At 40.7% G+C, this 11605-nt stretch carries 11 protein-coding genes; 7 read left to right on the top strand and 4 right to left on the bottom strand.

All coding sequences use genetic code 11. The features are described 5' to 3' along the window. Positions 1–385 precede the first annotated feature (385 nt). Entirely contained in the window at positions 386–811 is a 426-nt protein-coding gene (aroQ, locus tag ACYPZI_RS14840; protein ID WP_459602967.1) for a type II 3-dehydroquinate dehydratase, read from the top strand. A 55-nt stretch (positions 812–866) separates the two neighbouring features. Next, positions 867–2333: a pyruvate kinase gene (gene pyk / locus ACYPZI_RS14835; RefSeq protein WP_459602965.1), complete on the top strand. Its 1467-nt coding sequence runs from the start codon at positions 867–869 to the stop codon at positions 2331–2333. A 102-nt stretch (positions 2334–2435) separates the two neighbouring features. Here pyk and ACYPZI_RS14830 read toward each other — a convergent pair whose 3' ends face one another. After that, positions 2436–3359: a LytR/AlgR family response regulator transcription factor gene (locus ACYPZI_RS14830; protein ID WP_459602963.1), complete on the bottom strand. Its 924-nt coding sequence runs from the start codon at positions 3357–3359 to the stop codon at positions 2436–2438. Between the two features lie 403 nt (positions 3360–3762). On the opposite strand from ACYPZI_RS14830, the gene ACYPZI_RS14825 reads away from it, so the two are divergent. Beyond that, the gene (locus ACYPZI_RS14825; protein ID WP_459602961.1) at positions 3763–4677 is read left to right on the top strand and encodes a hypothetical protein; all 915 of its coding nucleotides are present in this window, start codon (positions 3763–3765) and stop codon (positions 4675–4677) included. 75 nt (positions 4678–4752) lie between these two features. Beyond that, the gene (locus ACYPZI_RS14820; RefSeq protein WP_459602959.1) at positions 4753–5490 is read left to right on the top strand and encodes a hypothetical protein; all 738 of its coding nucleotides are present in this window, start codon (positions 4753–4755) and stop codon (positions 5488–5490) included. Positions 5491–5555: 65 nt separating this feature from the next. Here ACYPZI_RS14820 and ACYPZI_RS14815 read toward each other — a convergent pair whose 3' ends face one another. Continuing rightward, on the bottom strand, positions 5556–5912 hold the full coding sequence (locus ACYPZI_RS14815) for a cupin domain-containing protein (protein WP_459602957.1): 357 nt from the start codon (positions 5910–5912) through the stop codon (positions 5556–5558). A 194-nt stretch (positions 5913–6106) separates the two neighbouring features. Here ACYPZI_RS14815 and ACYPZI_RS14810 point away from each other — a divergent pair, with 194 nt between their 5' ends. Both ACYPZI_RS14810 and ACYPZI_RS14805 read left to right on the top strand, forming a co-directional pair. Further along, the gene (locus tag ACYPZI_RS14810) at positions 6107–6589 is read left to right on the top strand and encodes a hypothetical protein (RefSeq protein ID WP_459602955.1); all 483 of its coding nucleotides are present in this window, start codon (positions 6107–6109) and stop codon (positions 6587–6589) included. Positions 6590–6674: 85 nt separating this feature from the next. After that, entirely contained in the window at positions 6675–8882 is a 2208-nt protein-coding gene (locus ACYPZI_RS14805; RefSeq protein ID WP_459602953.1) for a TonB-dependent receptor, read from the top strand. 29 nt (positions 8883–8911) lie between these two features. Here the strand turns inward: ACYPZI_RS14805 and ACYPZI_RS14800 are convergent, their stop codons facing one another. Further along, entirely contained in the window at positions 8912–9070 is a 159-nt protein-coding gene (locus ACYPZI_RS14800; protein WP_459602951.1) for a hypothetical protein, read from the bottom strand. Between the two features lie 73 nt (positions 9071–9143). Between ACYPZI_RS14800 and ACYPZI_RS14795 the strand changes: the two genes are divergently transcribed. Continuing rightward, entirely contained in the window at positions 9144–9458 is a 315-nt protein-coding gene (locus tag ACYPZI_RS14795; protein ID WP_459602949.1) for a hypothetical protein, read from the top strand. 177 nt (positions 9459–9635) lie between these two features. Here the strand turns inward: ACYPZI_RS14795 and proS are convergent, their stop codons facing one another. After that, positions 9636–11117, bottom strand: a complete 1482-nt coding sequence (proS, locus tag ACYPZI_RS14790) for a proline--tRNA ligase (protein WP_459602947.1) — start codon at positions 11115–11117, stop codon at positions 9636–9638. Between the last annotated feature and the right edge of the window lie 488 nt (positions 11118–11605).

Raw genomic sequence — 11605 nt, 5'->3', positions numbered from 1 at the left:
CCCATAGGACGAAGAAGGCGTTAAAAACAAAAACGTGTTTGAGCTTATCAAATGATTCGTATTATACAAAACCCGGAGCGAGTTTTTTTGTTTAGCCTTTAAGTCCGTTATGGGTCGGACGTTGAAGCGGGGCGCAAAAGCGTTTTTGGTTCCTTTTGCGGCTTTGGGCAAAAGGGACGCAAGCAATCTAAGATTGCGCGCAGAAGAAAAGAATGAAGATAATTGAACAATTAATTACATACACTTCGTTCCTGTGATTATTAATTCAACTACTGATTCACATAAATAATAAATATGTTTAAAAGCATCTTATTCCAAAGAAAAAGTAGTACTTTTGTGCTCTAAATTAAAATTGAAGTTTTTTAGAGCTAAATAGCTGAATGAAATGAAAATATTGATATTAAACGGTCCGAATTTGAATCTATTGGGAAAACGTGAGCCGGATGTTTACGGCAATACATCTTTCGAGACGTATTTTTCTCAGTTGCAACAAAGATTCGAAAACTGTGAACTGTCCTATTTTCAATCCAACCACGAGGGTGCAATAATAGATAAAATACATGAAGTGGGATTTTCGTACGATGGTATAGTACTCAATGCCGGTGCATATACACATACTTCCATAGCCATTCATGATGCGATAAAAGCTATAACGACTCCTGTAGTAGAGGTGCATATTTCAAACATACATACTCGTGAAGAGTTTCGCCACAAATCGATGATTGCGGCTGCCTGCAAGGGCGCTATTGTTGGTTTAGGATTAGCTTCGTACGACCTCGCCGTTTCTTTTTTGGCGAAGGTGGAACAATAGAAGACCGGGAAAATTTCAAAATAAACTATATACTTTTTTTAACTAATTAGCATTTATGATCCAAAAGAAAACGAAAATTGTAGCTACAATTTCAGACTTGCGTTGCGATGTTGACTTTATCCGTTCATTATATGATGAGGGGATAAATGTAGTGAGAATGAACTCCGCTCACATGACAGAAGAAGGTTTTGTCAAAGTGATGACAAACGTTCGCACCGTATCAAACAGAATAGGTATAATGATGGACACCAAAGGTCCGGAAATACGTACTACAGCCACAGCCACAGGCGAAAAGATCGAGGTTAAAACCGGTGATAAATTAAAAGTTGTAGGTGATATAAACTTCTTATCGACATCTGAGCAAGTTTCAGTTTCGTATCCGACTATCGTAGAAGATGTTCCGGTAGGAGGCACCCTTCTTATCGACGATGGTGAAACAGGATTGAAAGTTATAGACAAAACCGCCGGATACCTTCTTTGCGAAGTGATGAATGATGGTACAATCGGTAGCCGCAAAAGCGTTAATATACCGGGTGTGAGTGTAAACCTCCCATCTATCACAGCTAAAGACAAAAGGAGTATTGAAATTGCGATCAAGAATGGCGCCGATTTTATAGCTCACTCTTTCGTAAGACATAAACAAGACGTTTTAGACGTTCAAAAAATTCTTGATGAATACAACAGTCCTATCAAGATTATTGCTAAGATAGAAAATCAGCAAGGTGTCGATAATATCGACGAAATATTTGAAACTGCTTATGGTGTGATGGTAGCTCGTGGAGACTTAGGTATCGAAGTTCCACAAGAAAAAATACCGGGAATCCAACGCCTGCTTATCCGTAAATCGATAGAATATAAGAAGCCTGTTATTGTAGCAACTCAGATGTTGCACACAATGATAGAAAATCCACGCCCTACACGTGCTGAAGTTACCGATATTGCTAATGCGGTATACTATGGTACCGATGCTGTGATGTTGAGTGGAGAAACCGCTTATGGTAAATATCCGGTTGATGCGGTACGCGCGATGTCACAAATTGCGGCAGCAGCAGAGCAGTCGAAATTGGAAGAAAAAGCAATACCTGTTCCTTTCAAAGAAAAAGAATACGGACGTACTTCATTCCTTGCTAAACAAGCCGTTAAGTCTTGTAACCAACTAGGGGTGAAAGCGATTGTGACAGACAGTATGACAGGACGTACAGCCCGTACGCTGGCTGCTTTCCGTAGCAAATGCCCTGTATATGCTTTCTGTAACAAAGAAGAAGTTGCCCGCTGGCTGTCCCTTAGCTATGGTGTGGACCCACACGTACAGGCAGATGCAGGTCTTACTAAAAACCACAAGGAATATTTCATGAGAGCTTTAAATCAACTTAAGCTTGATGGAGTATTGAATAATGGTGACTATGTAACATACCTGAGCGGAACATTCTCGGACGGTAAAGGTGGTACATCTTTCCTCGAAATAGAAAAAGTAGGTACAATGATAGAGCAAGGCGAAAAATATTTTGTACCGGTAGACTAATTTAAAATATAAGCTTTAAATAGAAGAGGGTGTGTCAAAAAGATAGAACACACCCTCTTTTTGTTTATTTTCGTACTTCCATTGTATAACAATACAAGCTTGTTATTTTTCCGGATGCCGGTATACGCTGGCATGCGTTATCTTTTCCTTGACTATTCTCGTATATGATTTGGATACAGGTACTTTCGTGTCTGTATTTTTCAGTGTCATATGATAGCCCTTCATATTTCCATGTATCTTTTCCATTTTTTTCATATTGACCATAAAGGTCCTGTGGCAACGTATAATATAAGAGTAATCGTATAATGAGTCACTTAGCTCGCCCATGCTTATTCTCAGTAGTTTGTGGTTTTCTATTCCGTTTTTCAGGTAATAAACCGAGACGTAATTTCCTGCTGCTTTTACATAAAGTATATCTTCGGGTAAGAGCTTTATACAATCCTTTGTCTTTCCGGAGAGTTCTATTAGCTGAACATTATCTTCTTCTGTCTCACCGTTTGCCGGCATTATACGCGCCGCGGCCTGTGTCTGTGTTTTCTGTTCTTCTTTTTTCTTTTTTTTCACCAATATATAATATATAATGGTTATCGGGAATGCAGATACAAATAAGGCGGCTTTATAAAACAGAAAGAACCGCTGAGGTGAAGAAAAATGAGTATAATACGGAAATCCTTCCAGGCCATCTACGACGTATATAGACAGTACAAAAGTTTCCAACGCAGAAAATGCCGTTGTTATTATAAGGCATAATCCAAAAAACTTTCCGTTTGTCCACCTGTCTGTGGCATAATATTTTCTGAAAACCAGAGGTAGTCCCTGTATGCAAATCACACAGGTCAAAAATATCCCGATTGTATGAAGAACTGTAATGGTAAACTTGTTTTTGGCATAATTAAGTCCGAAGGGGTGTAGTGTATACAGTATAAAAAATACCCAGAGAGTAATAAATATAGTTATAACCCATCTGCATTTAGCATCTGGAGCCTGTATTTCTTTTCTGAAAAAAAATTTTGGAATACCTCTCATTTTTATTTGCACTATGTAGCCCCACCGAATACAAGTCTAATCACCTACCTGATAAAGACAACTTTTTCAGGTCTAAAGTGTTACGTATTATTTCTAATAGAAAAATGATGCCGAACTTTAATACAATATTTTCATATATTTTACGAGGAACAAATTTAATAAAATTTTTTGCCGGAGTAAAGAATTTTCATCTTGATTATCTCGTAATGAGAGGCGTGTTCGTCACAGAAATGCGTGACGAACACGCCTATTGTGTTATTTTGTCACAAAATAAGACCGAATATAACATTTTATCATTATTGTATTCAATATTGACTTATTTTTGCACAAAAATCAAAAATATAAACTTTTAATCACAGGTAAATCTATGATCTACAGGTGGGAAAATAAATCAATAATTTTTATGAAAATAAAATTCTTATCATTACTTGGCTGTTGCTTTTTATTGTCAGCAAGTGTATTGCATGCACAGAATGGCAAGGTAGGTGTAAACACTGATAATCCGCGTAAAAATTTGGATGTGAGAGGTCAAACGCGATTGAGTGGAGCCATCTTTTTCGGCGATGATGACAATACGGATGGGCATCCCGGAGAAGACGGCCAGTTCCTGTTATCGAAAGGGCCTAGTCAAAAGCCTGAATGGGCTACAGTTGATATCCCTGTAGTAGAAGTAGGCGGATTTTACATGCAAGGATCATCGGTTTATTCCGATGCTATCGGACTTCAACTATACAGAAATAATGATGATACATCTAATGGCTACTCAAGTGGCCAACCACACAACGAAGATGATCTATTATATAGGGGGCCCAACGGGACCCGTCATGACAGAGATTTTTACCCTTTTCCACAATTGGATGAGAGTGCAGGTATACATATCATAGTACCTGATACTGTCGGGTTAACGGCCGGCGTTCCTGCCGGTTCCATTTGGAACCGTACGGTATTTCAGGTACAGACTGTAGTTCAAATGCCTAATACGGGTACTTGGGTAACTTATACAATAGGTATATTTCTAAAAATGCAAGGTGAAAGTGTCTTTAAATTGAAAGGTTGCAGAGTAGGCCGTTTGGCAGGAGGGGCGCAGATGTTCCAGACTCAGGACCTGACCTGTATACTTGACAACCTGCCTCCGGGAAGGCACCAGGTGATAGTTGCCGGAAAACGAAGGGACACTTCAGGTGTGACTGCTACGTCGGGTACCAATTTTTTCGGTATGGGGAAAGCCGCATATACCAACCTGAATGGTTTTACAACACGTACTACATTAAAGATAGAAGTATACAAGAAAGACAATAGTAACCTTGTCACTCCCTAATCCGGAAGCCATCTGTGGCTTTTCCGGTTTAGCCGGTACGGCATATAACACAAAACAATAACACAAAAGATAATTATGAAACAAAAAACACACAGCCAGTCGCTACTTAAAACAGTCCTGTTTCTAGCAATATTTGGTTTTACGCAAGCTGCCTGGTCTCAGGTTACTATCGGATCCGGAGTGCCTCCACACGATGACGCCCTCTTAGACCTGAAAGAGAACAACGCAGGAACTGCTACCAAAGGGCTATTACTGCCTCGCGTTGCATTACAAGTGGCGAACGGCATGTCTCCCTTATCGACACATGTAAAGGGTATGATTGTTTACAATACAACTCCAAATGGTACTGGTGCAAATGCTGTAACAGAGGGTTTTTATTACAATGACGGAACCCAGTGGGTAAAAACCAGCTCCGGTGGTTTGGTGGAGAATTTCTGGCAGGCGGCAAGCGGTTGGAGTTTGGTAGGGCAGCAGTATTGGTTCGCAGGTAATATTGCCAACTTTGTTGTCAGGCTAAAGAGGACAGGTGCGGGTACGGATGTTTGGATCGCTAACAGCCCTATGACAATAGCTGTAAAGAATCCGGCTGCTCAGGATGCGTATACTCCCGGTAGTACGGTTGGTTCTGTTGGTTGCTTTGTTGAATTTCCAGGGGCTACAATTCCCACAACGGCAGAAAGTGTTATAGATTCCAATGGGAATATATATATACTGAATGTAAGGGAAAGCGTAGGAACATTCCTAAATAAAGGAATGATCAAGACCGACGACGAGGTTATTATTTCGGGATCGTATTTTATAAAAAAATCATAACGGAATCAGAGACAGGATAAAACCAGGAAAGGGGCCGCCTCCACATAAGGCGGCCTCTCCGATTTTTATTCACCCACGTCAGTCCTGTCGTTGGTCGAGTCATTGTCAGGCTGAGACACAAGCAGAAAGTCGATAGGCTCCGCTGTTTCATTCGCAATGTAATGTCGCGACATCGGCTCTATCAATATCCCCTGCAGTTCATTAACGGTTTCTGTTTTACCATCGACATAGAAAACAGCCGTACCTTTCAGGATAAAGAAGAACTGCCTGGCTTCGGAATGATAGTGCAAGGTTTCCCTTGTTCCGGCAGGCATTGTTTCGATTTTCACAGATAAAGAATCCCTGTTCATGAGAATCCAACTGCTGCATTTATCACCCCAGAAATAATGGGGTGCTGAATTTTTGTCTACTACTCTTCCCATAATGTTTCGTTTTAAAAAAGTGACAGTATGCTAAATGTAATAAATAATTTGGATTATAATGCTGTTTTAAGGATTATTATGTGAATATTATTAGCTTTTTCGTTTTGTGATATTGCTTTCTGTATAGATTTTTGTTATCATAAAAATATTTAAAGACACTTATTTGTTTTGCTAATGTATTATATTTGCATCGTATGAAACAACTTGTAACCAGGATTATATTAGTTATTGCTGCCGTAGCCGTGTTTTTTACAGGTGCGGGGGTGACTTATATAATGTATTGCTGTTCAGGTTGCGAGACAGAGCAAACACTGGTGGTGACAAAAGCACATACTTGCTGTTTGCAAAAAGAGGTTGCCGAAGAAACTCATTCTTGTTGTGCGTCCCATACATATCATACTCAGCCATCCGGTCATAGTGTGGATGCGGATGGTTGTACTACTCATTTCGATGAAGGATATTGCCAAATGTCCCGCCTGTCTACCGATATTGACCTATCCGTTTTCAGACCGCATGTATCCAGTCCTTTTGTTTGGATATCAGATGTTTATCCGGCATTGCTGTCCGGCGTTTTATCCGATCAGATAAACGATACGGATACTTATGCACAATTCGAATCACCGCCAAACATTCCTCCCCGTGAGTATCTTAGTCTCATACGGGTGCTTATCATTTGATTTGTAATACATAATTTGTTGTGTGCCGGATTGGTACGCAATTATTCGTGCGTGTATTATTTTATAACAATTACTTAAGAATCAAATGAAATCAATAAAAATATTTGCTTTATTGCTATTATTACCTGTTTTAGCCTTTGGTAAAGACATACTAAAGGGATATGTATACGACAAAGACAGCCAACCGCTTATAGGAGCCAGTGTTCGCTGGGAAAACGCGAAAACAGGTGTTGTAACAAATGAAAAAGGCTATTTTGAAATAGCCGGAACTCCTCATAAAGATCACATGCTGGCTATCTCATACGTTGGCTATGCTGATAAAGTTATCCATATCCACGACTTCTCTGCCGAACAAAGAGTTGTACTCGATGAGAATGCCGAATTAGGTGAGGTTGTCATAGAACGGACAGTTCCCGGAACAATCAAATCGAGAAGGGATATTCTGCAAACCGAGAAAATAACCACAAAGGAACTGCGCCGTGCCGCTTGTTGTAATCTTTCGGAAAGCTTCGAGACGAATCCATCGATAGATGTTTCGTTCAGCGATGCCGTTACGGGAGCTAAACAAATACAATTGCTTGGTTTGTCGGGCACATACGTACAAATGTTAACGGAAAACTATCCTAACTTTCGTGGCCCTGCTTCTGTTTATGGTATGGATTATATTCCCGGGCCGTGGATGGAAAGTATCCAGATATCGAAAGGCGCCGCTTCTGTCAAAAACGGATACGAATCTGTAACCGGACAAATGAATGTGGAATATAAAAAGCCGGATAGCGCCGATCCGTTAAGCCTGAATGTATTTGCCAGCGATGCCGGACGGTATGAAGGCAATGCCGATGCAGCATTTATATTGAATGATAAACTTAATACAGGCCTGTTCTTGCACTATTCCAACGAATCTTCTCCGCATGACGATAATCATGATAGTTTCCTCGATATGCCGAAGAAACATCAGTTCAATATTATGAACAAATGGCATTATATGACAGACCGGTATGAATCACAATTCGGTTTCAGGTTTTTACAGGACTACCGCACCAGCGGACAAACGATGCATAGCCTGAATGATGCATCGCTTAACGAACATCCTTATGAAATATCGGTGAATGTTAACAGGGGCGAGTTTTATACAAAAAACTCATATATTTTGGATGAAGAACGGAATGGAAATGTGGCTCTGATCTTTACAGGTTCATACCACGATCAGAAATCGAAATATGCTACCGATATATTTAATGTATATGGCAGTAACCTTTACGCCTCGTTGATGTATGAAACCTCATTGGGGAAAGAGCATCAGTTGAGTACAGGGTTAAGCATGAACCGGGATCAGTATAAACAGTCTATTCGTCTGAGTCGGCCGGTCACAGTTCTGCCCGATCATGAAACTACAACAGGCGGATATGCTCAATATACATTCAATAAGGATGACAAGTTTATAGCACTGGCCGGTTTGAGAGTAGACTATAGTACATTGCACAAGACATTCGTTACTCCTCGTATCCATTTGAAATATATGCCTTTCGAGTGGCTCAATATGAGAGCTTCGGCAGGAAAAGGATACCGTACTGTTTTTGTAATGCCCGAAAATAGTTTTTATCTGGCAAGTAGCCGTAAGATAGAGATAGCAGACGACCTGAAACAAGAATCGGCATGGAACTATGGGACAAGTGTATCGTTCCATATACCTGTCAAAGGTGAAGAGCTGACTATTGCAGGAGAGTGGTATCGTACCGATTTCGACAATCAGGTGGTGACTGATGTGGACACTGACCCGCATGCCGTGAAATTCTACAATCTGAATGGAAAGTCGTATGCGAATAGTTTTCAGGTTGAAGCTACTTATCCGTTATTCAGGGGATTCACCATATTGGGCGCTTATCGTTGGACAAACGCCAAGACAGATTATAACGGCAAGCTGATGAAGAAACCGCTGGTCAGCGATTATAAAGCATTGGTGACTGCTTCTTATGAAACCAAGATGAAGAAATGGGTGTTCGACCTGACTTCCCAGTTCAATGGTGGTGGACGTATGCCGACGCCGGATGCGGCCAATCCTTTATGGAAAGATACTTTTGGCTCGTTTACAATATTGAATGCCCAAGTAACAAAGAATTTCCGCAATTGGAGCGTTTATGTAGGGGCAGAAAATATTACCGGTTATACGCAAAAGAATCCGATCATTTCATCCGAAAACCCATTTAGCGACAACTTTGATGCTACAATGGTATGGGGGCCGACACAAGGACGGAAGTTCTATGTAGGACTCAGGTATGCGATAGGGAAGTAAAGGGGGGGATTATATAGTAAGAGGGTGTGTCAAAAGGTCATTTTTTTCGTCATTGCGAACGAAGTGAAGCAATCCAGAGTGTTGATTATTAATGGATTGCTTCGGGCTATCGCCCTCGCAATGACGGGAACTCCATCTTTTGACACACCCTCTTTTTCGTTTTTCCCTATTTCTTTAAAATATTTCATTGTCCCATTCGTCACAATAAGTAGAGGCCTTTATTAAGAATATATTATTAACGGTAAAAAAAACAAGAATAAAATGGAAACAAGAGGTTTTGATATGGGATTTTTCGGTAGAGGAAGATTTGGGTTTGGTGGTAAGAATAATTTCTTTGACAAATGGTCTAAAATGACTACCGAGGAAAAAGTAATATTCATAGATGAAAGGATGGAAACTATGAAAGAGATGCACGGTAAAGATCGGTTCAGCGTGGAGTTTATCGATAAATTTTGCAACGAATGGGTGAAAAAGACCACCGAAGAAAAAGAAGAATTCATCCAAAAAAAGAAAGAAGCTTTTGGTATGGGAGGCTTCCGCGAAGATGGATTCGGATTTGACGAAGACTGTAAATAATTTGAGTTATAAGAAAGATGAAGAGGGTGTCCCAAAAGGTATTTTTTACGTCATTGCGAGGGCGATAGCTCGAAGCAATCCAGTAATAGTCAACACTCTGGATTGCTTCACTTCGTTCGCAATGACGGGGATTCTATCTTTTGACACACCCTCTTACTTTTATTTTTAGGTTCAATATTAATATGCACGCGCGAATATCACCCGTTGAGCAGACGGATTGCCTGTAACCATACACTTACCCGGAGTTTTGTCACCTTCAAGAGGTATGCAACGGATAGTTGCTTTGGTTTCGTTTTTTACCTTTTCCTCGGTCTCAGGAGTACCGTCCCAATGAGCCAGGATAAATACACCGTCCTCAATTTTTTCCTTAAACTCTTCGTATGTTTCAACGGTGATGGTTTTCTCTGTTCTGTATGTCAATGCCTTATTGTAAATATTTGCTTGAATATCGTCCAACAAGTTTTTAATATATAGATCAAGTCCGTCACATGATACGGTTTCTTTAGTCAACGTATCACGGCGGGCAACCTCAACCGTATTGTTTTCCATATCCCGGGCTCCCATAGCTATGCGCACAGGAACTCCTTTCAGTTCATATTCCGAGAATTTCCAACCCGGTTTTTTATTGTCGGCATTGTCGTATTTCACGCTGATGCCTAATGCTTTCAGGGATTTAACGATGCCGTCTACTTTTTCATTAATGGCGGCTAACTGTTCCTCACCTTTGTATATTGGAACGATCACCACTTGGAACGGAGCCAGTTTTGGAGGCAGTACCAATCCGTTATCATCGGAGTGAGCCATAATCAGCGCACCGATCAACCGGGTAGAAACTCCCCACGATGTTGCCCACACATAGTCGAGCTTTCCTTCTTTGTCGGCGAATTTCACATCAAACGCCTTGGCAAAATTTTGACCGAGAAAATGAGATGTTCCGGCTTGTAAAGCTTTACCGTCCTGCATCATAGCTTCAATAGCATAAGTGTCTATCGCTCCGGCGAATCGTTCGGAAGCAGATTTTACACCTTTAATAACAGGGATAGCCATATATTCTTCGGCAAACTGTGCGTATATGTTCAACATTTTTACAGTTTCTTCTCCGGCTTCTTCTCTTGTCGCGTGTGCTGTATGTCCTTCCTGCCACAGAAATTCGGCAGTGCGAAGGAACAGGCGTGTGCGCATTTCCCAGCGGACAACGTTAGCCCATTGATTGATAAGTAGAGGCAGGTCGCGGTACGACTGTATCCAGTTGCGGTATGTGTTCCATATAATTGTTTCGGAAGTAGGGCGCACAATCAGTTCTTCCTCAAGCTTAGCCTCAGGATCGACAATGACACCTTTCCCATCCGGATCGTTCTTTAAACGGTAGTGAGTGACTACGGCGCATTCTTTGGCAAAACCTTCTACGTGGTCAGCTTCCTTGCTCAGAAACGATTTGGGGATAAACAAGGGAAAATAAGCGTTTACGTGACCTGTTTCTTTGAACATGTCGTCGAGCTGACGCTGCATTTTTTCCCAGATAGCGTATCCGTACGGCTTGATCACCATACATCCGCGCACAGCCGAGTTCTCGGCCAAGTCTGCTTTTATCACCAAATCCAGATACCACTGGCTGTAATCCTGACTTCTAGAGGTCAGTTCCTTTAATTCTTTTGCCATATTGAATTTCTATTTTTCAAAATCGGTTACAAAGTTAGCGAAATATATGAAAAATAGATAAGAGGGGTTTGGAAATGAAAGGGAAAACATATCAATAACAGATTAAAACATCAATCGCCGAACTTTTTCAGTATAAACTCTATCAAAAATGAAGGATGAAAATGCCCGAAGGACAAAGTATTGTCCGGCACAGGTTTTATCTATAGATGTAGTGATAATTAGATAATTTGATAATTAGATAATTTGAAAATTAGCAGATTAGCAAATGGCGCGAAGCGGCAAAGGCTATAAGCTAACGGCTAAAAGCTATCGGCTAACGGCTAAAAAATGAGTGTGGAGTTTGTTACATTTTAGTTAAAAATCAATACCCACAAGCAACTTTGTGCAAGTTGAAGCAAACTAACTGATTACCAGTATTTTTAATCAAAAGGCAAACAGATTGATGAAGCCGAAAAAGACCGGAAAATACCCCTTTCGGACAGGGTACA

This window comes from Dysgonomonas reticulitermitis, assembly GCF_054601275.1.
This window is presented reverse-complemented; position numbering and strand designations above follow the sequence as displayed.